Genomic DNA, 22,111 nt, shown 5'->3' on the forward strand with positions numbered 1-22,111 from the left:
CACGAGGTGCTCTGGTGTGACCTCGCTCGAATCGGCCGACATCGCGCGCCGCGGCGCTGTGATGTCGGCCGATTCGCGTCAGGTCGCCGGCTGGGCCATGGCGAGAGTCTCGCCCGCCCGCTCGAGCCAGCGCGTCGGATCCTGAAGCGCACTCGCCGTCTCGCCCGCCAGCTCGCTGAGTGACACGGTTGCAGCGAATCGCGTCGTGTCGGCCGTGATCGACCCTGCGACGAGCAGCGCGGGCACGTCGGCCTGTTCTGCGAGGTCGAGCACGACCGACGGGGCCTTGCCCGCGGCCGACTGGTCGTCAAACCGGCCCTCGCCCGTGATGACGACGTCGGCCTCCCCGATCGCTCCGGGCAGGTCGAGCAGGTCGGCGACGAAGCCGGCGCCGCTTCGGATAGTGGCTCCCCAGGCGAGGAGCCCGAACCCGGTGCCGCCGGCCGCGCCGGCACCCGGCGCGGTCGCTGACCCCGGGTCGCCCGGCATGAGCTCGGCATAGTGGGTGAGCCAGCGGTGGATCAGCACGACGTCGTCGGGGGTAGCTCCCTTCTGCGGACCGAAGACCGCGGCGGCCCCGGTCGGCCCGGTCAGCGGGTTCGTCACGTCCGACAGCACGACCGCTCCTCCCGCGGGCAGTGCCGGCAGTCCGTCGAGATCGACCGAGGCGAGGTCGGCGAGGCCTCGCGCCCCACGGGCGATCGGCCTGCCGTCGGCTCTCGAGAACCGCGCACCCAGGGCGGTCAGGGCGCCGGCGCCGCCGTCGGTCGAACACGAGGATCCGACGGCGAGCAGCACACGGACGGCCCCCGCCCCGAGGGCACTCGCGACCGCCTGCCCAAATCCCGTCGTGGTCGCGTCGAGCGGCCGGAGCCCACCTTCCGGCACCAGCGTGATGCCGCTCATCGAGGCAAGCTCGACGACCGCGGTGCCGTCGGGCAGTGTGAGGAACGACGCCTCGTGGGCCTCGCCGAGAGGCCCTGTCACCCGGATCGGATGCCGGACCGCACCGGGAACGCCGGCCTCGAAGGCGTCGAGCGTGCCCTCGCCGCCGTCGGCCATGGGGCGCACGATGATGTCGTCGGCCGGTCGCACCCGCTGCCAGCCACGGCGGAGGGCGGCGCACACCTCGGCGGCGGTGGCCGAGCCCTTGAACGAGTCGCAGGCGATGACGATCCTCATGGGTTGACCCTACGGTCCCCTGCCCCAGCCCCGCCGTCCCACCTCCCGACAGCCGTCGCCCCACGTCTATCCCGAAAACGCCATCTCGAGCCAGACGCCGTAGACCGCTCGGTCGCGGTCTAGCATGAGCACGCACGGGTCAGGCCGTGTGGAGACTGCCAATGAGAAAAGACGGCGGTGACATCGTGAGTGATGACGATGGCGTCACGAACAACGGGCAGGGGCACGGCGACCGACCAACGCCCCCGGCTCTTCCCAAGCCGCGCCAAGAGCGTGCGCAGGCGACTCAGAGCGCCATCATTCAGGCCGCGGCGACCGTCTTCGCCGAACGGGGATACGCCCGGACGACCCTCGACGTGGTGGCCGTCGAGGCTGGGGTGACCAAGGGTGCTCTGTACTTCCACTTCTCGTCGAAGCGCGACCTCGCAAATGCCGTGATCGCCGAAGAGACGCGGCTGACTGCGCTTCGGGCGCAAGAAACCCTCGATGCGGGTTACTCCGTGATTGAGACGATGATCCGGCTCCACCGCAACCTCGCCGCGCAGATCGTCGACGATGCCGTCGTCGCGGCCGGCGTCAAGCTGACGACGGAGGAGCTCGTCGCCCAGCTCGACATCAGCGCGCCCTACGACTTGTGGACGGATCTGACCGTCGACCTCCTCCGGCGCGGCGTCGAGAACGGCGAACTCCGGTCCGGCCTCGACCCGGAGAAGCTCTCGCGATTCGTCGTCGGAGCCTTCGTCGGGGTCAATCTCGTCTCGAACTCACTCGGGCACGGGCCCGATCTGTTCGTGAGGGTCCGCGAGATGTGGGAGATCCTGGTCTCGGGGATCGCGGCGCCCGAGTATGTGGAGGCGTCGCAGCTGCTGCCGGCGCTGATCCGGCCGTAGCGGGGTTGTGTGGCGCAGCGGGTCTGAGGTGAGGTCGGCGTGCCGGATCCTGCGGTCCCTTCGAATTTGGCGGTCCCTTCGAATTTGAAGGAGAAACGCGAGGTGCTCGACGAAGTTATGCGGATCGGCGGGCCCCCGGGTGCGGTTTCTCCTTCGAATTCGGAGGCCGCCACACCGCAGTGCCGCCACACCGCAGTGCCGCCACACCGCAGTGACGCGGCGGCGCCAATAGGGTCGACGCATGGAGTTCACCGCGCTTCCCACCCTCGTCGGCGACCGGGTCCGGCTCGAGCCGCTGGCGGAGACCCACGCCGCCGATCTCGCCGAGGCCGTCGCCGTCGGAGACCTCTGGCGCACCTGGTACGCGACACACATCGCGGCGCCCGACGACATGGCGGACGACATCCGAGCGAGGATCGCACTGCACCGGGCCGGAACGCAGGTGCCGTGGGCGGTGATCGACACCCGCAGCGGCCACGCCGTCGGCATCACCACGCTGCTCAACCTGGAGCCGGAACACCGCCGGCTCGAAATCGGCTCTACCTGGCTCGGCCGTGAGGCGCAGCGCACCGGCATCAACACCGAGGCGAAACTGCTGCTGCTCCGGCACGCGTTCGAGAGCCTTGTCTGCATCGCCGTCGAATTCCGGGTGCACTGGCACAACCAGCAGTCGCGGGCCGCGGTGGCTCGTCTCGGCGCGAAGCAAGACGGAGTGCTGCGCAATCACCGGGTGTGGCCCGACGGAACGATCCGCGACACCGTCGTCTTCTCGATCATCGACAGCGAATGGCCGACCGTGCGGCAGTCGCTGACTCAGCGTCTCGCCGGGCACGCCTGATGGCTTCGTATCGAGTGACCCTCACCATCGGACGGCTGGCGCGCGGGGTCGCTCCCGACGCCGTTCTGCCCCGCGCAGCCGAGGCGGCGGCGGCCGAGGTCACCGTCGAGGCGCGCGATGTCGCGGTCGTGCGGGGCGAGGCCCGACTGGTGGTCCGCTTCACGGCGGATGCCGACCGCCAGGCCGCCCGCGTGGCCGACCTCGTGGCGACGGCGACGACGGCGCTCGCCGAGGTGCAGCGGGTGGCGCTGACACGGCGCGATGGCGGCACCTGGACGCGGCTGCCGTACGCGTAGCTGGCAGCTCGCAGCTCTTGCAAATTCGAAGGAGAAGCCGCCGCCGCTCGACGAAGACAAGCGGATCGGCGGGCCCCCGGCCACGGTTTTTCCTTCAAATTCGGTGCAGGCGGCAGGCGGCAGACAGACCCGCTCAGTCGTAGGTGCGCAGCAGGCGCCAGCGCGAGTTATACGGCTCGCGGCTCACATCGAAGACCAGGGTCTGCCCGCTCTCGGCGGTGGCCTGGAATCGCCATGATTCGCGCGGCTCGGGCGGGTGCGTGAAGGCGGGGTCGAATGCCGCCTCGGTCTGCCAGCCGGGATACGTGGGATTCAGCCGCGTCGGGGTATCGCTCACCCGAAACCGCTCGGCCTTCCACACGATCCGCTGCGGGATGCCCTCTTCGGACACCCACACAGACACCTCCTCGTCGACCCGGGTCATGACGTCCACCTCGCCCCTCTCATTCGAACGTACGTTCGATTACCGGGACTCTACGTCGTCGAGCGACGACTCGCCAACCGAATTTCGAGGACGAGGATCCGCCAGCCCGTCGCTACCCTCTACCGACGGGGTCGGCCGTCGCGATCTGCCACAGCGCGACGCCGTGTAGGCCGGCCGATTTCGCGGCATTCGCGCGCACTGTGAGCGACCTCGCGTCAGACCACCAGAGCACGGTGCCGTCGGCGAGTTTGGCCGTCCATTCCCCCTGGGCGGAGACCCAGTTGGCGCGGCTTCCGGCCTGATCGCGGGCCTCGGCGGGCGAGATCACGCCACCCTTGCCAGTGGTCGGCCAGGTCGAGCCGTAGCCCGCCACCGCGAGATCGACCGTCTTCGCCGGAACGAGAGTGAGGAGCGCCGCCAGCGCCTGCTGTGCCCAGGGAAGCCCGCCGACCGGCCCGGCTTCGCTGAACGAGCTGCCGTGCTCGCCGTAGGCCAGCAGCGCGAAGCGGTCGATCGACGCCGTGAGCTTCGCCAGGTCGTAGCCGGCGGCGAGGTAGCCGCTCGCCGACGTCTGCGCGGTCAGCGCCATCGAGATCGTGGCCTTCGCCGGAAGCGTCTCGCGGAGTTCGCTCGCGAACGAGACGAGGTCGTCGGAGTTCGACGCCGACAGGCTCTCGAAGTCGAGCTGCACGCCGTCGTAGCCGCCGTGCTCCACTTCTCCGGCGAGGCCGGCGATGACGAACTGCCGGTTCGACTCGCTCGAGAGCATCTTGGTCGCGATCGCCTGGCTGTAGACGCCCTTGCTCGCGTCGATGTTGTCGACGACGAGCTCCGCCTTCTTCGTCGCGGAGTGCGCCTTCGCGAGCAGGGCGAGCGCGTCACTCGACGACGCAGCCACTCCGCCGCCCTCCGAGGTGAGGCTCACACCCGAGATGGCGACCGTGTCGAGGGCGGCGGAGTCGCTCGCGAGAGCCTTCAAGGCCGAGTCGCCGGCGACGGCGTAGCCCTCGAACGCCACCCCGGTCGGAATCTCCGCCGTGTTCGCCGGGCCAGCCGCACTCGAGCAGCCGGCGAGGGCGAGGAGCGCCGCCACTCCCGCCGAGGCGATCAGGAGCCGGAGCGGCGATCGTGTGGTCATGGATCGAGGGTAGTGGGATGCCCAGTGGTCGACCTGCGTAATCGGCCGCTGCTGCACGAGACGAAAACGTGCCCCCAGTTCGGGTGACAGAGCCACTTCGAACGCAAGGCTGGGGGAGGGGTGGGGCGCGGCTGAAAAGGGGTCAGAAACGTCGGTTCGAGAGGCGTGGGCGGCGGATCCTTGGAGCCGTCGTCTCGAGGGTCGAGGGGTACAGGGTTCGCGCGTGTCCGCACAATGGAGGACTCCCGATGGAGGCGTGGCGCAGCTCGGGGTACAGGCGTGTCCTCCTCGTCGAGGACTCGGGTCAGCCATCACCCCCTCCATCGGGTGACAAAAAGACACCCGAACGGGGTCTCGAACGGTTGTCGTTCGTCTGCCCACCCCCCGAGCGGGGGGTTCGCGCAGGCCAGCGTTCGAAGCTAGCTTGTGCGGTACCCGACGGCGCACCGAGGTCTTACCCAGGCCGAGGAGCGTCTGCACCACTCCCGAACGCACCGCCTACCCGAATGGGCTCCCCGACATGACGTTCCGCACTGCCCCGCGCCCATCGAACCCGACCATCTCGATCATCGTTCCCGCTCGCAACGAGGCCACAAACCTCGAGGTGATCCTGCCTCAGCTCCCCGACGCGTACGAGGTCATCCTGGTCGACGGCGACTCGGTGGACGGCACCGTCGAGACCGCCCTCCGCGCCTTCCCCGGGATCAAGATCGTCCAGCAGACCCGCACGGGCAAGGGCAATGCTCTCGCCTGCGGCTTCGAGGCCGCGACCGGCGACATCATCGTCCTGTTCGACGCCGACGGGGCAGCCGACCCCGCAGACATCCCCGCCCTGGTCGACACTCTCGTCAAGGGTGCCGACGTCGCCAAGGGCTCGCGCTTTCGCAGGGGTGGCGGCTCCGCCGACCTGAACCTCTTCCGCTCCGGTCGGGATCTCGGCCTGAACCTGATCTGCAACGTGCTCCTCGGCACCCGCTACTCCGACCTGTGCTACGGCTACAACGCGTTCTGGCGCGACGTGCTCCCCGCCCTCGAGATGGTCGACTCGGCGGTCGAGGCTCCCTCCGACGGCGCGATGCTCTGGGGTGACGGCTTCGAGATCGACACGATCCTCACCTGCCGTTTCGCGGCCGCGAAGCTGCGCGTCGTCGAGGTGCCGTCGTTCGAGAAGCACCGCGTCCACAGCGAGTCGAATCTCGACGCCATCGGTGACGGCATCCGTGTGCTGAAGACGATCTTCGACGAGAGGCGCCGCGAGAACGCCGCTCTCGCTCACATCCGTCGCGAGCCGATCGTCGTGGCCGCCCCGATCGTCGCCCCCTTCCGCGTCGAGGTCGAACAGCGATTCGCCCGGCGCTGACCCGTCTGCCCCGACCGTCGGCCCCGCAATTTTGCGAGCGAAACCAACCTCGAGTCACTCCCGTCACGCGTGACTTCGGGCCCTGTCTTCCGATCGGTCGCAAATTGGCGAAGGGGGGGATCGAGCAGGGCGGGGGAGCGGCGATCCCTGGCTCGGCACCCCGCGCGGGCGGAGAATCGACGCATGGACATGGACCGCGCCCAGCTCGCCGACTTCCTGCGCCGCCGCCGCGAGGCGCTCAGCCCGGCCGACGTCGGGCTCGGCGCCGGAGCCCGCCGCCGCACGCCGGGCCTCCGCCGCGAAGAGGTCGCAATGCTCGCCGGTATGAGCGTCGACTACGTCAGCCGCCTCGAGCAGCAGCGCGCCACCCAACCGTCCGAGCAGATCCTCGGGGCGATCACGCGGGCGCTCCGGCTGACGGTGGACGAGCGGGATCACCTGCACCGCCTCGCCGGCCACAACCCGCCGCAGCGGCAGGCGCTGAGCGAGCATGTGCACCCGACGCTCCTTCGGATCCTCGACCGTCTTCACGACACCCCCGCCCAGGTGATCGACGACCTCGGCACGACCCTCGCCCAGAATCCCGCCGCGCAGGCGCTCCTCGGCGACGACTTCCGCTACGAGGGGCTCGACCGCAGCCAGGTGCACCGCTGGTTCACGCACCCCGAGGGCCGCGACGTCTACCCCGCCGAAGACCACGATCACCAGAGTCGGGTGCAGGTGGCCGACCTGCGGGTCTCGGTGACACGACGGGGAGCCAAGGATCCGCGCGCCCACGCGATCGTCGACAGCCTCCTCGAGCGGAGCCCCGAGTTCCGGCTCCTGTGGCAGAAACACGACGTGGCCGAACGGCGCGGCGAAGAGAAGCGCATCGTCCACCCGGAGCTCGGGGTGATCGCGGTCGACTGCCAGATCCTGACGCCGAACGATGACTCGCAACGACTGCTCGTCTTCACCGCCGTGCCGGGGAGCGAGTCGGCCGAGAAGCTCGATCTGCTCGCCGTCGTCGGACGGCAGTCGTTCGCCGGCGGGGCCGCTTAGCTGTCTGAGGGTTCATTCTCTGGTCGCTGCAAGGATCCTCGACCTAGGCTGGGCGACGAACGACCCCGTTGTCGACCTGACGACGACGCCACGCTGCGTCACTACTGCAGCTGCGTCACTACTGCAAAGGAACCCTCGTGACCGACTCGACCGGAAATGCACTGCCGCAGCCCGGCTGGTATCCGAACCCGTCCGGTGATCCCGGCTACCGCTGGTGGGACGGCCGCGCCTGGACGGAGCACGTCCGTGGCCCCGAACCTCAGGCGCCGCTGCACCAGCACGACGCGCCGCCGCAGCAGGCCGCTCGGCCCGAACCGCAGGCCGAGATCGCTTCGGTAGCCGCGCCCAGCTCGGCCGTCGAGCCCGAACCTCAGGCGCCCGCCGCTCGAGACGACCGCGATCGGCCCGCCTACGGCGAGCGGATCCCCGGGTACCAGACGCCCGGGTCGGCGCCCGAGCAGAGCTCGGCCGGTTCGCAGGGGCAGTACGGTCAGCAGCAGCCGTACGGCCAGCAGGGCCAGGGCCAGCAGGGTCAGTACGGCCAGCAGGGCCAGTACGGTCAGCAGCAGCCGTATGGACAGCAGGGTCAGCAGCCGCAGCAGGGCCAGGCGCCCGCACAGTACGGACAGCAGTCCTACGGGCAGCAGAACCAGTACGGCCAGAACCAGTACGCCCCGAACCAGTACGGTCAGCAGCAGAACGGCCAGCAGCCCTACGGCCAGCAGAATCAGTACGGCCAGAATCAGTACGGTCAGCAGCAGTATGGCTACGGCCAGGAGATCCCGAAGGCGCCGAAAGACGCCAAGGTCACCAACATCTTCATCTGGGTCATCGTGGGCCTGCCGATCATCTCGCTCATCATCAGCCTCCTGTCGTTCGCGAGCCTGCAGCCGGTCCTCGAAGACGCCATCCGCCAGATCGAGGCGAACCCGAACTCGGCGCAGGGCTTCGGAACGACGACTGCCAGCTCCGGGCTCACCTCGATCCTCGGGCTCCTCATCGCCGCCGCGACGGTCGTGCTCGCCTACTTCGACTGGAAGGCTCTGCAGCGCCAGGGCGTCGTCAGGCCGTTCCACTGGGCCTGGTCGTTCTTCGCGCTCTTCACGCCGCTGGTGTACATCATCGGCCGTTCGGTCGTCGTGCACCGTCGCTCGGGCCGTGGCCTGCTGCCGCTGTGGATCAGCATCGCGATCGTCGTCATCAACATCATCGCCTTCACGGCCCTGATCGTCGGCGTCTTCTCGGCGATCGGATCGTCGCTCTAGCGCCTTTCGAGCGCGACACCACAAATCGGGCCGGACACCGTCGAAGGATGGAGTTCGGCCCGATTTGCGGTGTCAGGGCCCTCGACCTGGGAGACGCCTCCGGCCCCGCACGGCCGGGCGGGGTACCGTGCACGGCATGGACCACTTGACCGAACGCGAAGCAGCCGCGCTGGCGCTGGCGCTCGTCGCGGTGGCCACGGCCTCCCTCGACGGTGGCGACGATGCTCAACAGTCCAGCGAACGCGGCCTGATCGAGCTCGTGAACACGCTGAGCGACGAGCCGCTCTCGGCACGTCAAGCCGAGGTCGTGAGCGCCCTGGCGGTGGCGAGTGCTGCGATGACGACCGGCCTGAGCGGTGCGGTCGCCGAGCAACGCCGCTGCGATGCACACGACGTGTTGCAGGTCGCGGCGCGCGCCGTGCTCGAGCATGCCCACGACGGAAACGGGCGCTCGGCCTAGAGTCGATCTCGACCGCTGGCGGCGTCGTCTGGCGGGTGGTGGGATCCTGATGTTCGGTCTCTCACGATGTTCAGTGGTACCTGCGTGCCGACCGATAGTTCGAAGGATCAGTCTTGAGGCTGATGCACCTTCTTGGCGGGTGCTGTGGACTAGTCACACGGAACGACTGACGGAGCGGGGGCTCGGTTATGAAGCAGGGGCAGATGAACGCGTATGGCGAGCTCGCCAGCGATCTCTGGCGAGCGGCCGATGAGCGTCGCTTCCTCGACATGCCGGGCCGTGATGAGTTCTTCGGCGAGCTGGGTGATCGGATCGCCCGTCGGGTCGACGAGTTGCGACCGCTCTTCGCCGGTGACGCCCCCGTGAACGAGCCAGCGCGTCGCCGCGACCTGCGCTTGCGCAAGGCGCAGAAGCAGGCCGAAGAGCTCGCCTACCAGGAGCTCCTCTTCTCGCAGTCGGTCGTGCCTGTCGACGAGCTCGTCGACGCGTAGCGAAGACCTGGAATGATCGAGGGCATGCCCTCGACCTCTGCCCCCGCCCTTGGCCTGCTCCTCGACGTCGACGGCCCCATCGCCAGCCCGATCACCCGCACCATCGACCTCCCGGCCATCACGCGCGATCTGGTCGCGCTCGCCGACGCGGGAATCCCCCTGGTCTTCAACACCGGGCGCTCTGACGCGTTCATCCGCGAAGAGGTCGTCGGGCCGCTCATCGCTGCGGGCCTGCCCGATCACGCCAGGGTGCACGGAGTCTGCGAGAAGGGCGCCGTGTGGTTCTCGATCGGGCCGCGGTTCGACGGGGGCATGGGTGAGCTCGAGATCGACGAGTCGCTCACCATGCCCGCCGACTTCGCGGCCGAGATGGAGGCCGTGGTCGCCGAGCGATTCGCCGACCGGGTCTTCTTCGATCGCACGAAGAGGGCGATGGTGTCGGTCGAGCAGCTCACCTCGATCGAGAACTCCACCTATCTCGCCATGCAGCCGCTCTTCGACGAAGTCGCCCGGGAGGCGCTCGCGCGGCGCGGCTTCGGCGTGCGCCGTCTCGACGACGTGCGGCCCGACGCTCACGGCGACGTGCAGTGGCGAATCGACCCCACGATCATCTCGACCGACATCGAATCGGTGCTGCTCGGCAAAGACCTCGGTGCCCGTCGGGCACTCGAACTCCTCGCCCTGGACGGCGAGCTGCCACTGGCGTGGCGCACGGTCGGCGACTCCCGCAGCGACTACGCCATGGCCGACTGGCTGCACGCCGGTGGTTACGAGGTCGAGCATGTCGACGTCCGGCCGGGCGACGGCGTGCCGGAGAAGGCATACCCGATCCGCACCAGCGCGACCGGGGCGATCCACGACGAGGCCGGCGCGGAATTCCTGGCGGAGTGGCTGACGCAGGTCTCCTGACCATTCGACGCGTGTACCCCGAATGGTGTCGTCCTCGCGCGTAAAACCGCCTGAGACGGGTGATCGGAGCGGGTGAGAGGCCCGGAAAATTGGGAACAGGGCATACCCCATCCTTTTTTGCACCCCAAACGGGGGCCCTCCGAAAGGGGGACCGTCCCCTAGTCTGTTGACACCCACAAGATCGGCCTACCCAGCCGGTTGCTGCTTCACCAGCACACGTGGCGCGATTCCTGTCGCGTCGCACACTCAGTCGCCGCCGTAGCCGACATCGTCTCGTCTCGATGGCCGCTTCCGCACGACGCCCTCGACACGCGGCACCTCCCCTGAACCCGAACCAGGAGAACACCCCCGCATGTCCCGAACCATGCCCGGCGACCGTAGGTCTGCCCGCCGCAGCGCCCAGAACGACGCATCGCGTCTCGACGCGGAGCGCCGTCGCCTCGAGGCCGAGCGGGCGGAACGCAAGCCCGTGAAGGCCCGGAAGGTCCACACCACCGAGCACATCACCGCGGGCGGACGGCCCGAGGGACGGACCCACTCTCCGGTGATGGTGCTGCTCGTGCTCGTCTCGACGCTGGGGATCCTGGTCTACGGCCAGTTCCTCCTCAACCCGGCGAACCGCGGTGACCTGCTGCCGTACACGATGGTCATCGTGGCGGAAGCCGTCGTCGTGATCCAGGCACTGCTGGCGATGTGGACGATCCTCTCGGGAGGCGCCGACCCGCGCGACTTCGACTTCCACAACACGCAGGACACCCTGTACGACGAGGAGGCAATCGACCGTCTCGGCATCCGCGACCAGCCGCACCTCTGGCCGATGCTGGTCGACGGCGAGCGGAAGATCATCGACGTCTTCATCACGGTCTACGGCGAAGAGATCGCCAAGATCGAGGCGACGCTGACCGCGGCGATCGCGCTTCAGGGCGAGCACCGCACCTGGATCCTCGACGACGGCAAGAGCGATGAGGTGCGCGACCTCGCGGCCCGCCACAACGCCCGCTACGTGCGCCGCCTGACCAACCACGGAGCCAAGGCGGGCAACGTCAACCACGCGCTCTCTCTCGCCAAGGGCGACTACTACGCGATCTTCGATGCCGACTTCGTGCCGAAACCCGAGTTCTTGCACGAGACCGTGCCGTTCTTCATCGACGAGAAGGTCGCGTTCGTGCAGACGCCGCAGGCGTACGGCAACCTCGCCTCGCTCGTCTCCCGCGGTGCCGGCTACATGCAGGCCGTCTTCTACAAGTTCATCCAGCCGGGCCGCAACCGCTTCAACGCGGCGTTCTGTGTCGGCACCAACGTGATCTTCCGCCGTGCCGCCATCGACGATATCGGCGGCATGGTCACCGACTCGAAGTCGGAAGACGTCTGGACCTCGTTGCACCTCCACGAGGCCGGCTGGCGTTCGATCTATATCCCCCTGACCCTTGCGGTCGGCGACGCCCCCGAGACCATCGAGGCGTACTCGAAGCAGCAGCTGCGCTGGGCCTCCGGCGGATTCGAGATCCTGTTCCAGCACAACCCGCTGTCGCCGAAGCGCACCCTGACGATGGACCAGCGCCTGCAGTACATGGTCACCGCGACGAACTACCTCACCGGAATCGCGCCGCTGCTGCTTCTGCTCGTGCCGCCGATGGAGATCTTCTTCGACCTTCGCCCGATGAACCTGACGATCTCGCTCGGTCAGTGGATCCTCTACTACTGCAGCTTCTACCTGATGCAGATCCTGCTGGCGTTCTACACGCTGGGATCGTTCCGGTACGAGGTGCTGATGCTGGCGACGGTGTCGTTCCCGATCTACGTCAAGGCGTTCTGGAACGTCATGACCGGCAAGGACGTCGGATGGCACGTGACGGGCGGTAAGAACGTGCAGAAGTCGCCGTTCAACTTCATCATCCCGCAGGTGCTCTTCTTCGTCTTCCTGGCGCTCACCAGCGTCGTCGCCATCTACCGCGACATGCAGAACGGGGTGTGGACCCTGGCGACCTTCTGGAACCTGCTGAACACCGGGATCCTGCTGTCGTTCCTCATCGTCGCCGGCCGTGAGGCCAAAGAGATCCGCAAGGCGAACAAGCTGGCCGCGAGTGGCGACCTCGTCGTCTCGGCGAACCTCGACCAGGCCACGCCGAAGCACATCACGACGACCCCGACGCGCACCCAGATCTCCCGGCCGGCGCCGCGCACGCCCGAAGAGGTCGCGCTGCTCGCGGCCACGTTCGAAGACACCCTTCCCCGCGAGCAGATCCTCGCCACCCGCACCGGTCGCCGCAGCGCCACCTCCGACGAAAGGGTCGCGTCATGACCTGGTCCAGCCGTTTCAAGCTCCTCGCCGGAATCCTCGTCGTGATCGTTCTTGTGGCGGCCTTCACCGTCATCTTCACCAAGCGCCAGTCGCAGGTCGTCTCCACGAGTGCCAGCATCCAGGCGGAGGAGTACGAGATCGGAACCGACTACTCGGGCTCGATCGTCAAACAGTTCGTCGAGGTCGGTGACAAGGTCACGAAGGGCGACAAGCTCTTCCAGATCAAGAGCCTCTCGGTGCTGCAAGACGTGCGGTCCGACCTGCTCAGCTACAAGAGCACGAGCTACACCGTCACCCCCGACGGCACCATGACGTTCTTGGCGACGGTCAGCGGAATCGTCTCGAAGATCGACACGAAAGAGGGCGGCTTCGTGCAATCGGGCGCCGACCTCGCCACCATCGACCGGGCCGACAGTCTGTATGTGCTCGGCGACTACAAGCTGACGCCGCGCGACTACGAGCGGATCCAGGACGGCGCCACCGTCGAGCTCATGCTGCCGAACCAGACGACGGTCGACGGGACGGTCAAGAAGGTCTCCGTGCAGACGACCGAGGGCAACGCCGAGACCGAGATCGAGGTGGCCAGCAAGTACCTCGTGCAAGGTGCCTACTCCGGTCTCGTCAACCCGGGCACGCCGATCACGGCCACCCTCTCCCTGCGTCAGGACGGCATGTTCGCCGGCGCGCAGGATGCCATGCTCGCGTTCGTCCAGAAGATCGGCCTGTAGCCATCGCGTTCCGCACTCGTGCCACCGCACTCCTCGCCCTCACCGCAGCCGTCGCCCTCGTGGTGACCGGGTGCACATCCGCAGGGCCCACTGCCGACCCCACTCCGTCGAAATCATCGGTGCCGCTCGGCGCCGGGCAGAAGGTGCTCGGTGACGACACCGTCGGGCCGCTCCTCGACAAGCTCGTGACAAGGTCGATCGCGGCGACGCCGAAGATGCGCCTCGCCGAGGGGCTCACCCCGCCGACGAACAAGTGGTTCTCCGGCCTGGTCTTCGGCGACACCCCGATGGCCGTCTTCCCCTACCCGCTGTCGTTCCAGCAGACCGCCACCGGGTTCGACACCGGTCTGCCCACCGTCACGGGTACCGAGAACACCGTCTTCGGTGAAGCCGTCACCCAGGTCTCGGCCGACCTCGGCGCCGACAGCGCGATCGTCAGCGCGTACGACTCCGTGTCGGTGACGATCGAGTATCTGTCGGGCAGTCGGATCCTCGGCCATGTCACCATCGCCGAGGGCTCGCCGCTCGTCTCGTACACCGCGGCGCGTGCCGGTTCGGTGACCCTGAACGGGTCGATCGACACCTCAGGATCCGACGGCACGCTCACGGTCTCGGGCCAGAAGTGGTCGGTGGCGACGAGTGATGCCACCATCGCGGGCCCCGAGGTCACGCTGCAGAAGGGCGGCTCGCTGACCCTGTTCCCCGTGCCCGAGGGGACGTCCGCGACCGATCTCACCGCTCTGCAGAAGGCCGCGGCCTCGCCACTGACCGGCGTGACGACGACCTACGCGTCGACGTCGGCCGGGCAGAAGACGAAGCTCGCCTACCGGACCGCGGCGAGCACGACTAAAGCCCCCGGCAGCACTCTCGTCGTGCCGCTGCCGCACCAGGGCGCAGACGCTTCCGCCGGCTGCACCTCCGCCTCGTATGCCGGCCTCTACGGCACGACGCCGCTCTGCATCTCGTCGGGCCTGTCGTTCACCACGCCGACGATCGCGGCCACGTCGAGCCTCGACCTGACGAAGGTCTCGTCGTCGAACAAGGCCGCGCTGAAGTCGCAGCTCGAGGTCGACGTCAAGCTGCTGCCGACCTTCGCCACCGACACCTACTACGGCGGAAAATCGCTCTACCGCGCCGCCATGCTGCTGCAGCTCGCCCGCGAGCTCGGCGACGACGCCTCCGAGAAGACGCTGACGACCGCTCTGACCACCCAGATCGACAAGTGGATGGAACCGGGCGGCTGCACGACGCGCGCACAGGAGTGCTTCGTCTACGACGCGAAGCTCAAGACCATCGTGGGGCTCGCGAACTCGTTCGGGTCGGAGGAAGACAACGATCACCACTTCCACTACGGGTACTTCCTCTACGCGGCCGGCGTGGTCGCCCAGTCGACGCCGTCGCTCGCCGCCAAGTGGGCACCGGTGATGAACCTGCTCGCCGCCGACATCGCCACCAACACCGGCGACGGCTCGGGCAAATATTTTCCCGACACCCGCGTCTACGACCCGTACTTCTCGCACAGCTGGGCGTCCGGCTACTCGCCCTTCGCCGACGGGAACAACCAGGAGTCGTCTTCCGAAGCCGTCAACGCCTGGACGGGGCTCGCCCTCTGGGCCAAAGCCTCCGGAGACACGGCCCTCGAGGGCGAGGCGAACTGGCTGCTCAGCGGCGAGACCGCGTCGGCGCTCGCCTACTACGTCAACCCGTCGCTCGACGAGCCGCAGTTCGACGGTTTCTCGCATGACCTCGTGTCGCTCAACTGGGGTGGCAAGCGCGACTACGCGACCTGGTTCTCGGCGGCGCCGAGCGCGATCATCGGCATCCAGTTGATCCCGATGAGCCCGGTGTCGACGTACCTCGGGTCGTCGGCGGGCGGGGGCGCCTCGCACATCAAGAAGCTGGTCGCGGCAGCTCTGACCGGGGGCGCAGACGAGACGCTGATCGACTACGTGCTCATGTACGAGTCGCTTGCCGGTAAGAATGCGGCGGCCTCGGCACTCGCGGCGGCGAAGAAGCTGCCGTCGACCGCGATCGACAACGGCAACTCGCGCACGTACCTGCTGGCGTACATCATGGCGCAGGAGGCCGGGGCGTAGCTGGCGCCTTACGACCGGGCGTGACCTCGCGCGAATCGGCCGATGTCACAGTGCCGCGGCGCGCGACGTCGGCCGATTCGCGTCACCTCGCTGGTGCGGGTCGGCGTCAGGCGAGGGTTTCAGGTCTGGCAGTGCGGGCACCAGTACGTCTCGCGCAGTTCCAGCTCGGATTCGCCGAGCTCGCCCCGCTTGATCTTCGTTCCGCACCGGAGGCACGGCTTGCCGGCTCGGCCGTAGACCCAGTCGGTGGTGCCGCGGAGGGTGCCGGTCGTGGTGCGCTCCACCCGGTCTTTGTTGGCGTGAATCAGCCGATGCGCGAGGTCGACCATCTTGGGTAGCTGCGGCACCTCGCTCACCGGCCGGGTGGGAAGCACGCCCCGCAAAAAGCAGAGCTCGTTGCGGTAGACGTTGCCGACGCCGGCGAGGACGCGCTGGTCGAGCAGGGCGAGTCCGATCTCGCGGGCGGGGTCGCGTTCGATGTTGGTGAGGGCGATCTCGGCGTTCCAGTCGGGGCCGAGCAGATCGGGGCCCAGGTAGGCAACGACGCTGTCGTCGTCGTCGCGGGGAACGAGCTCGACGATTCCGAGGTCGAAGCCCACAGCGACCCACTCCTCCGTCTCGAGCACGACTCGGGCCTGGTACGCGGGGCGGCGCCACTTGGTGCCGTGCCGGTACACGTGCCAGGATCCTTCCATCTTGAGGTGGGTGTGCAAGGTCACGTCGCCGATGTGGTGCAGCAGGTGCTTGCCGCGGCTGATGACGTCGTCGACGATCTCGCCGGCGAGGTCGATCGTGGCGAACTCGGGCACCCGGAAGTCGGATTTCGTGAGCCGTTGCCCGCGCAGTACCGCATCGAGGTTTTTGGCGGCGCGGTAGACGGTGTCGCCCTCAGGCATGGTCGGCTCCGGTCGGGGTGGCCGGCGCGGTCGGCGTCGTGGAGCCGGCGAGCGAAGCGACGCGATTCGGCCATGACGACGTGGCGCGCCGGGTCAGATTGGCCGATTCACGTCGGATTGCGGTGACCATCTCGGCCGCGGGGCCCGTCACGGCCGCAGTGCCCATCACGACCGCAACCGCACGCCGCTCGGGGTCGGCGCGAACCCGGCCTCCCGCAGTGCGTCGCCGAACCGGCTGCCGAGCACGAACTCTCCGTCGACCCGCTCGACCGCGAGCTTGCCGAGCCTCGCCCGGACGACACCGGCCAGCGACGCAGCGGCGACGGCGAGATCGCGCTCGGTCGGATCGCCGAAGGTCAGCACGGTCTTGCCGCCCCGCTCGACGTAGACGACGAGCCGCCCGTCGACGAGAACGACGAGCGCCCCGGCTTTGCGGCCCGGGCGGTGGCCCCGAGGCGCGCCCTCGGGCGCATCGTCGGGTGCGGTCGGCCACGGCAGCGCGGCACCGTACGGGTTGGCGGGGTCGGTCGCGGCCAGGGTGACGACGGGAACGGCGTCGCCTCGACCTGCGGACGCGAGCGCCTCCGAGCCCTCGCGGTCGTCGTCGCGAACGAACGCGCGAAGACGGTCGACGGTGGGTCCGGTGGCGAATTGCGCGGCACCGAGGCCCTCGACGAAGTAGCCGCGACGCGCCCGGCCGGTCTCTTCGAACGTCGAGAGGACTTTGTAGACCGTCGAGAAGCCGCCGCGAACTCCCTCGTTCGTCACAGCGCCACGGGTGACCACCCCGTGACGTTCGAGCAGCATCTCGGCCTGAGCGGCGGCGCGGACGGTGGCGTCGGGTTCGGCGAGGGGCAGCAGCGACCAGCGCCCGCCCACGGTCGGAGGCCCGGCTTGGCGCGGCATCGCCGAGCGCGGCACCCGTCCGCGATAGGAGGCGCGGGAGCGAGTGGTCGGCGTCCGGGTGCGCGGCGCCTTGCCGCTGACCTGGGTGCGCAGCGGCGCGAAGGTGTCGTTGGTGATCTGGCCCTGCCAGACGAGATCCCAGATGGCGGTGACGAGGTCGGTGTCGAGCAGGGGTGATGATGCGGTGGCACCCACCGAGTCGCTCAGCTGCCGGAAGAAGTAGGCGCCACCCCCGGCCAGTGCGCTGAGGATCTCGCGTTGCAGCTCGGTGGTCTCGTCGCCGGAGGGCTCCGCCAGCGTGACCTGGGCCCCGTCGGCGAGGTGCAGGCTGACCCAGCCGTCGTTGCCCGCGAGCGAACCGGCACCCGACCAGATGACCTCGCCCGTCGCCGTCAGCTCGTCGAGCATGCCGGTCGAGTAGTCGGTGACACGCGAGGGCAGAATGAGTGTCTCCCACGACGAGGCCGGAAGCGCGACGCCGCTGAGCTGGTCGATCACCTGAACGACCCCGTCGATGCCGCGCAGCCCCGACCCTTTGACGCCGGTGGCGACGTGCTGCCACGCGGGCAGGAAGCGGCCGAGCGTGTCGTGCGACACCGGCTCGACCTCGTGGCGCAGCGCAGCCAATGAACGACTGCGGAGGCGTCGCAGCACCTCGGCGTCGCACCACTCGCTGCCCTGACGGTCGGGCCGGAACTCGCCCTCCATCACCCGACGCTGAGTGCCCAGGCGGCGGAGTGTCTCGAGCACCACGGCCGTGCCGAGCCCCAGTCGCTGCGCCACCTCGACGGGCCCGAACGGCGCGTGCGTCCGCGCGAATCGGCCGACGAGGTCGCCGAGCGGGTCGTCGACGGGTTCGACGAATGCCGAGGGCACGCCGATAGGCAGGTTCACGCCGAGCGCATCGCGCAGGCGACTGGCGTCTTCGATGCCTGCCCAGCGCTCCACGCCCGCGTGGGTAAAGCGCAGGATCCGAGTCGACCGCACCAGCTCACCCAACGCCGTGTCGAGCTCGCGTCGAGCCGCATCGAGTGCGTCGGGTGCGGCGGCCGCGCCCTCGGCCAGCCAGCTCCGCTCCACGATCTCGTCGGTCGCGAGTGGCCCCAGCAGCCGCAGCAGGTCGACGACGCCCTCGATGTCGCGGGCGCGCCGCTCGGGCACGAGCTTCTGCAGCTCTCGCTCGTGCTGGTCGATGACGTCGGCGTCGAGCAGCTCGCGGAGTTCGGCCCGGCCGAGGAGTTCGGCCAGCAGCGACGAGTCGAGCGAGAGGGCTGCGGCTCGCCGTTCGGCGAGGGGCGAATCGCCCTCGTAGAGGAACGCCGCGACGTAGCCGAAGAGCAGCGACCGGGCGAAGGGCGACGGCATCTGCGTCTCGGTCTCGACGACTCGGATCTCTCGCCGGGCGAGGGCATCGGTGAGACTCATCAGCGCCGGGAGGTCGTAGACGTCTTGCAGCACCTCGCGGACCGCCTCGAGCACGATCGGAAATTGCGGATATTTGCGGGCGACGTCGAGCAACTGCGACGCTCGCTGGCGCTGCTGCCAGAGCGGGGAGCGGCGACCCGGGTTGTAGCGGGGGAGCAGGAGCGCTCGCGCGGCGCACTCGCGGAAGCGCGACGAGAACAGGGCGGAGCCGCCGACCTCCTCGGTGACGATGGCGTCGAGGTCGTCGCGTTCGAACGTGAAGAGGTCGGCTCCGGGAGGCTCGGCGTCGGTGTCGGGGATGCGCACCACGATGCCGTCGTCAGCCGCCATCGCCGAACCGTCGATGCCGAGCTGATCGCGGATTCGTGCGCTCACCGCCAGTGCCCACGGTGCGTGCACACGCATGCCGTAGGGCGAGTGGAGGATGAGCCTCCAGTCGCCCAGTTCGTCGCGGAACCGCTCGACCACGAGCGTCGTATCGGTCGGCACGTGCCCCGCGACGTCGCGCTGTTCGGTGAGGAAGGCGAGGAGGTTCTTCGCGGCGCGTTCGTCGAGCCCGCCGGCGACCACGCGCGCCGTCGCGTCGGCGAGGCTCGAATTGGAGAGCTCACGCGTGTAGGCGCCGATCGCGCGGCCGAGCTCGGCCGGACGCCCGATACCGTCGCCCTTCCAGAAGGGGACGCGGCCCGGCTGGCCGTAGGCGGGAGACACCAGCACCCGGTCGTGGGTGATGTCTTCGATGCGCCAGCTGGTCGCACCGAGCGCGAAGACGTCGCCGACCCGGGATTCGTAGACCATCTCTTCGTCGAGCTCGCCGACGCGGGCGGCCTTCTCGCCCACCATGAAGACGCCGAAGAGGCCGCGGTCGGGAATGGTGCCGCCGCTCGTGACGGCGAGGCGCTGCGCGCCGGGGCGCCCGGAGAGCGTGCCGTGCACGCGATCCCAGACGATGCGGGGGCGCAGCTCGGCGAATTCGTCGGACGGGTATTTGCCGCTCAGCAGGTCGAGGGTCGCGTCGTAGGCCGACCGCGGCAGGTTCGCGAAGGGCGCGCTGCGGCGGACCGTGTCGTACCACTCGTCGGCGTCGATCTCGTCGAGGGCCACCGCGGCCACGGTCTGCTGGGCGAGCACGTCGAGGGGGTTCGCCGGCATCTGGAGCTCTTCGATCAGCCCGGAGACCATGCGCTCGGCGGCGACGGCCGAGTGGATGAGGTCGGCGCGGTGCTTGGGGAACAGCACGCCGCGCGATACCTCGCCGACCTGGTGGCCGGCGCGGCCGACCCGCTGCAGCCCGCTCGCGACCGAGGGCGGAGACTCGACCTGCACCACGAGGTCGACGGCGCCCATGTCGATGCCGAGCTCGAGCGAGCTCGTCGCGACGACGCATCGCAGACGACCACTCTTGAGGTCGTCTTCGATCAGGGCGCGCTGGTCTTTGCTGACGGAGCCGTGGTGGGCCCGGGCGAGGAGGGGCTCGGCTCCCGTCGTCTGGCCGGAGCCGCCCATGACTTGGGCCGGCACAGCCTGGGCGGGCACAGCTTGGGCTGGCACAGCCTGTGCGGGAGGGGAGCCTGCCGGGGCGGGTGTGAGCGGGGTCGGGCGGGATCCTGCGCCCTCGATCGTCTGGGATGTCTGCGTGTGCGAACCGACTTCGACGAGCTCGGTCTCGGCCTGCTCGCCGGCCTCGGCTGCCTCGCCGAAGGTGCGCTCGACGTAGATGTCGTTGAGGCGGGCGGTCAGGCGCTCGGCGAGGCGGCGGGAGTTGGCGAAGACGATCGTCGACCGGTGCTCGAGGATGAGATCGACGATGCCCTCTTCGACGTGGGGCCAGATCGACCCCTGGGGTGCCGCGCCGGCCGCGGAGCCTTCGAGCGGAGTGGCCGTGCCGAGCTCGGTCATGTCGTCGACCGGCACGACGACCCGCAGGTCGAACTTCTTCTCGGACGGGGGAGCCACGATCGTGACCGGGCTCGAGCCACCCAGGAATCTCGCGACCTCTTCGGGCGGGCGGACCGTCGCCGAGAGCCCGATCCGTTGCGCCGGTTTGTCGAGCAGGGCGTCGAGACGTTCGAGGGAGACGGCGAGGTGAGAGCCCCGCTTGGTGGAGGCGACGGCGTGAACCTCGTCGATGATGACCGTCTCGACGCCCTTGAGGTTTTCGCGGGCGGCCGACGTAAGCATGAGGTAGAGCGACTCGGGCGTCGTGATGAGGATGTCGGGGGGTGTGCGCTGGAGCAGCCGACGATCGGACGACGTGGTGTCGCCGGACCGCACGCCGACCGTGATCTCGGGGGCCTCGGTGCCGAGGCGGCGTGCAGTCTGCGTGACGCCGACCAGCGGGGAGCGGAGGTTGCGCTCGACGTCGACGCCGAGCGCCTTGAGGGGGGAGATGTAGAGGACCCTCGTGCGGTGCTGCTTCTCTTCGGGCGGCGGAGACGACGCCAGCTTGTCGATCGACCAGAGAAAACTCGCGAGGGTCTTGCCGGAGCCGGTGGGCGCGATGACGAGTGCGTTCTGCCCGCCCGAGATGGCCTCCCACGCCCCCTCCTGGGCGTGAGTCGGACGCGCGAACGCCCCGCGGAACCACGTGGCGGTGGCGGGCGAGAAGCGGTCGAGGACGTCTGTCATGGTCAGGCCATCCTGCCCCCACCCACTGACATCGGGCTCGTTCACGCTCGGAGTCGGCGGGTGTTATCGAGAGTGGGCGGGCGCTGCAGCACCCGCCCACTCCTCAGAACACCCGCCCACTCGAAACCTCCGCCGGCCGAGGGCTACCGTGAACGCATGCCCACACTCCTGCAGCTCGACTCGTCCGCCGACCTCACGACGTCGCGCTCGCGTTCCCTCACGGCGACCTTCGCCGACGCCTGGACCGCCCTCGGCGAAGATCACGTGGTCGTCCACCGCGATCTGCACCGCGAGCCGCTGCCGCACCTGGCCGACGCCGACCTGCACTTTCCGAAGGCGCTCCGCCCAGCGGGATCGCACATCGATCCTGCCGCCGAGTCGCTCCAGGCCGGGGTCATCGCCGAGCTGCTCGCCGCCGACGTCGTCGTGATCGGCGTACCCCTCTACAACTACTCGATGCCCTCGACCCTCAAGGCGTGGGTCGACCACATCCACGTGCCGACCGTCACGGCGCCTTTCGGCGACGACCCGACCCAGCCGATGAAGGGCAAGACCGTCGTACTTATGTCGACGCGGGGTGGCGCCTACGACGCGGGCACTCCGAGCGAATACGACGACCACGCGGTTCCGGCTCTCTCGATCGTGCTCGGCGCGGCCCTTGGAATGACGGTGGAGACGATCATCGCCACGCGCACGCTGACCGAGCGGTTCGGGGGCCCGAGCGGCGAGGTCGAGAAGCAGGATGCCGAGCTGGCGGCGGGGCACGAGCGGGCCGTGGCCGCGGCCAAGCGGCTGGGCTGAGGCGGGTCGCGCAGGATCCTGCGGTCCGCGTTCCC

The 22,111-nt window shown here is 69.0% G+C and carries 19 protein-coding genes; 13 read left to right on the forward strand and 6 right to left on the reverse strand.

Annotation, left to right across the window (positions count from 1 at the left end; genetic code table 11):
* Positions 1 to 78 precede the first annotated feature (78 nt).
* The gene (locus tag ASF54_RS14625; protein ID WP_055964705.1) at positions 79 to 1,182 is read right to left on the reverse strand and encodes a glycerate kinase; all 1,104 of its coding nucleotides are present in this window, start codon (positions 1,180 to 1,182) and stop codon (positions 79 to 81) included.
* A gap of 185 nt (positions 1,183 to 1,367) precedes the next feature.
* Here ASF54_RS14625 and ASF54_RS14630 point away from each other — a divergent pair, with 185 nt between their 5' ends.
* The 3 genes from ASF54_RS14630 to ASF54_RS14640 all read left to right on the forward strand — a co-directional run bounded on the left by ASF54_RS14630 (position 1,368) and on the right by ASF54_RS14640 (position 3,206).
* Entirely contained in the window at positions 1,368 to 2,072 is a 705-nt protein-coding gene (locus ASF54_RS14630) for a ScbR family autoregulator-binding transcription factor (protein ID WP_162237147.1), read from the forward strand.
* Between the two features lie 241 nt (positions 2,073 to 2,313).
* Positions 2,314 to 2,910 carry a GNAT family N-acetyltransferase gene (locus ASF54_RS14635; protein ID WP_055964710.1) on the forward strand — a complete coding sequence of 199 codons (597 nt, stop codon included), beginning with the start codon at positions 2,314 to 2,316 and terminating at the stop codon, positions 2,908 to 2,910.
* A complete protein-coding gene (locus tag ASF54_RS14640; protein ID WP_055964713.1) occupies positions 2,910 to 3,206 on the forward strand; it encodes a hypothetical protein in 297 nt (98 codons plus the stop codon). The genes ASF54_RS14635 and ASF54_RS14640 overlap by 1 nt, the downstream gene beginning before the upstream one ends.
* A gap of 133 nt (positions 3,207 to 3,339) precedes the next feature.
* Here ASF54_RS14640 and ASF54_RS14645 read toward each other — a convergent pair whose 3' ends face one another.
* Together ASF54_RS14645 and ASF54_RS14650 are read right to left on the reverse strand one after the other, a co-directional pair.
* On the reverse strand, positions 3,340 to 3,630 hold the full coding sequence (locus tag ASF54_RS14645) for a hypothetical protein (RefSeq protein WP_162237148.1): 291 nt from the start codon (positions 3,628 to 3,630) through the stop codon (positions 3,340 to 3,342).
* 112 nt (positions 3,631 to 3,742) lie between these two features.
* On the reverse strand, positions 3,743 to 4,768 hold the full coding sequence (locus ASF54_RS14650; protein ID WP_055964719.1) for a glycosyl hydrolase family 18 protein: 1,026 nt from the start codon (positions 4,766 to 4,768) through the stop codon (positions 3,743 to 3,745).
* Between the two features lie 520 nt (positions 4,769 to 5,288).
* Between ASF54_RS14650 and ASF54_RS14655 the strand changes: the two genes are divergently transcribed.
* From ASF54_RS14655 to ASF54_RS14695, 9 genes are all read left to right on the forward strand, one after another.
* Complete coding sequence (locus ASF54_RS14655) at positions 5,289 to 6,128, forward strand: glycosyltransferase family 2 protein (RefSeq protein ID WP_084816326.1); 840 nt, start codon at positions 5,289 to 5,291, stop codon at positions 6,126 to 6,128.
* Between the two features lie 189 nt (positions 6,129 to 6,317).
* Positions 6,318 to 7,169, forward strand: a complete 852-nt coding sequence (locus ASF54_RS14660) for a helix-turn-helix transcriptional regulator (RefSeq protein ID WP_055965427.1) — start codon at positions 6,318 to 6,320, stop codon at positions 7,167 to 7,169.
* Positions 7,170 to 7,306: 137 nt separating this feature from the next.
* The gene (locus ASF54_RS14665; RefSeq protein ID WP_055964722.1) at positions 7,307 to 8,434 is read left to right on the forward strand and encodes a DUF2510 domain-containing protein; all 1,128 of its coding nucleotides are present in this window, start codon (positions 7,307 to 7,309) and stop codon (positions 8,432 to 8,434) included.
* Between the two features lie 136 nt (positions 8,435 to 8,570).
* Positions 8,571 to 8,894, forward strand: a complete 324-nt coding sequence (locus ASF54_RS14670) for a hypothetical protein (RefSeq protein ID WP_055964725.1) — start codon at positions 8,571 to 8,573, stop codon at positions 8,892 to 8,894.
* A 203-nt stretch (positions 8,895 to 9,097) separates the two neighbouring features.
* A complete protein-coding gene (locus tag ASF54_RS14675) occupies positions 9,098 to 9,385 on the forward strand; it encodes a hypothetical protein (protein ID WP_157510218.1) in 288 nt (95 codons plus the stop codon).
* A 24-nt stretch (positions 9,386 to 9,409) separates the two neighbouring features.
* Positions 9,410 to 10,294 carry a hypothetical protein gene (locus tag ASF54_RS14680; RefSeq protein WP_235481100.1) on the forward strand — a complete coding sequence of 295 codons (885 nt, stop codon included), beginning with the start codon at positions 9,410 to 9,412 and terminating at the stop codon, positions 10,292 to 10,294.
* Positions 10,295 to 10,646: 352 nt separating this feature from the next.
* Positions 10,647 to 12,596 carry a glycosyltransferase family 2 protein gene (locus tag ASF54_RS14685; protein ID WP_055964733.1) on the forward strand — a complete coding sequence of 650 codons (1,950 nt, stop codon included), beginning with the start codon at positions 10,647 to 10,649 and terminating at the stop codon, positions 12,594 to 12,596.
* Positions 12,593 to 13,324: an HlyD family efflux transporter periplasmic adaptor subunit gene (locus tag ASF54_RS14690; RefSeq protein ID WP_055964736.1), complete on the forward strand. Its 732-nt coding sequence runs from the start codon at positions 12,593 to 12,595 to the stop codon at positions 13,322 to 13,324. Before ASF54_RS14685 ends, ASF54_RS14690 begins: the two co-directional genes overlap by 4 nt.
* Positions 13,325 to 13,443: 119 nt before the next feature.
* Entirely contained in the window at positions 13,444 to 15,420 is a 1,977-nt protein-coding gene (locus ASF54_RS14695; RefSeq protein ID WP_055964739.1) for a glycosyl hydrolase, read from the forward strand.
* Between the two features lie 119 nt (positions 15,421 to 15,539).
* On the opposite strand, the gene ASF54_RS14700 is transcribed toward ASF54_RS14695, so the two are convergent.
* Genes ASF54_RS14700 through ASF54_RS14705 form a run of 3 tightly spaced genes read right to left on the reverse strand, consistent with a single transcriptional unit; the run spans position 15,540 to position 21,275 of the window.
* Complete coding sequence (locus ASF54_RS14700) at positions 15,540 to 16,316, reverse strand: DNA-formamidopyrimidine glycosylase family protein (RefSeq protein ID WP_055964742.1); 777 nt, start codon at positions 16,314 to 16,316, stop codon at positions 15,540 to 15,542.
* Positions 16,309 to 16,485: a hypothetical protein gene (locus ASF54_RS16560; protein ID WP_157510219.1), complete on the reverse strand. Its 177-nt coding sequence runs from the start codon at positions 16,483 to 16,485 to the stop codon at positions 16,309 to 16,311. Before ASF54_RS16560 ends, ASF54_RS14700 begins: the two co-directional genes overlap by 8 nt.
* Positions 16,482 to 21,275, reverse strand: a complete 4,794-nt coding sequence (locus ASF54_RS14705; protein ID WP_055964745.1) for an Lhr family ATP-dependent helicase — start codon at positions 21,273 to 21,275, stop codon at positions 16,482 to 16,484. Before ASF54_RS14705 ends, ASF54_RS16560 begins: the two co-directional genes overlap by 4 nt.
* 156 nt (positions 21,276 to 21,431) lie before the next feature.
* On the opposite strand from ASF54_RS14705, the gene ASF54_RS14710 reads away from it, so the two are divergent.
* Entirely contained in the window at positions 21,432 to 22,076 is a 645-nt protein-coding gene (locus ASF54_RS14710) for an FMN-dependent NADH-azoreductase (protein ID WP_055964748.1), read from the forward strand.
* Positions 22,077 to 22,111: the final 35 nt, after the last annotated feature.

Origin of the sequence: Frondihabitans sp. Leaf304 (genome assembly GCF_001423105.1) — a bacterium.
Taxonomy (GTDB): domain Bacteria; phylum Actinomycetota; class Actinomycetes; order Actinomycetales; family Microbacteriaceae; genus Frondihabitans.

Excerpts from the sequence above, each read along its gene's own strand:
- ASF54_RS14625 (WP_055964705.1), bottom strand. The coding sequence starts at position 1,182 with ATGAGGATCGTCATCGCCTGCGACTCGTTCAAGGGCTCGGCCACCGCC.
- ASF54_RS14635 (WP_055964710.1), top strand. The coding sequence starts at position 2,314 with ATGGAGTTCACCGCGCTTCCCACCCTCGTCGGCGACCGGGTCCGGCTC.
- ASF54_RS14640 (WP_055964713.1), top strand. The coding sequence starts at position 2,910 with ATGGCTTCGTATCGAGTGACCCTCACCATCGGACGGCTGGCGCGCGGG.
- ASF54_RS14645 (WP_162237148.1), bottom strand. The coding sequence starts at position 3,630 with ATGACCCGGGTCGACGAGGAGGTGTCTGTGTGGGTGTCCGAAGAGGGC.
- ASF54_RS14650 (WP_055964719.1), bottom strand. The coding sequence starts at position 4,768 with ATGACCACACGATCGCCGCTCCGGCTCCTGATCGCCTCGGCGGGAGTG.
- ASF54_RS14655 (WP_084816326.1), top strand. The coding sequence starts at position 5,289 with ATGACGTTCCGCACTGCCCCGCGCCCATCGAACCCGACCATCTCGATC.
- ASF54_RS14660 (WP_055965427.1), top strand. The coding sequence starts at position 6,318 with ATGGACCGCGCCCAGCTCGCCGACTTCCTGCGCCGCCGCCGCGAGGCG.
- ASF54_RS14670 (WP_055964725.1), top strand. The coding sequence starts at position 8,571 with ATGGACCACTTGACCGAACGCGAAGCAGCCGCGCTGGCGCTGGCGCTC.
- ASF54_RS14675 (WP_157510218.1), top strand. The coding sequence starts at position 9,098 with ATGAACGCGTATGGCGAGCTCGCCAGCGATCTCTGGCGAGCGGCCGAT.
- ASF54_RS14680 (WP_235481100.1), top strand. The coding sequence starts at position 9,410 with ATGCCCTCGACCTCTGCCCCCGCCCTTGGCCTGCTCCTCGACGTCGAC.
- ASF54_RS14685 (WP_055964733.1), top strand. The coding sequence starts at position 10,647 with ATGTCCCGAACCATGCCCGGCGACCGTAGGTCTGCCCGCCGCAGCGCC.
- ASF54_RS14690 (WP_055964736.1), top strand. The coding sequence starts at position 12,593 with ATGACCTGGTCCAGCCGTTTCAAGCTCCTCGCCGGAATCCTCGTCGTG.
- ASF54_RS14700 (WP_055964742.1), bottom strand. The coding sequence starts at position 16,316 with ATGCCTGAGGGCGACACCGTCTACCGCGCCGCCAAAAACCTCGATGCG.
- ASF54_RS14705 (WP_055964745.1), bottom strand. The coding sequence starts at position 21,275 with ATGACAGACGTCCTCGACCGCTTCTCGCCCGCCACCGCCACGTGGTTC.
- ASF54_RS14710 (WP_055964748.1), top strand. The coding sequence starts at position 21,432 with ATGCCCACACTCCTGCAGCTCGACTCGTCCGCCGACCTCACGACGTCG.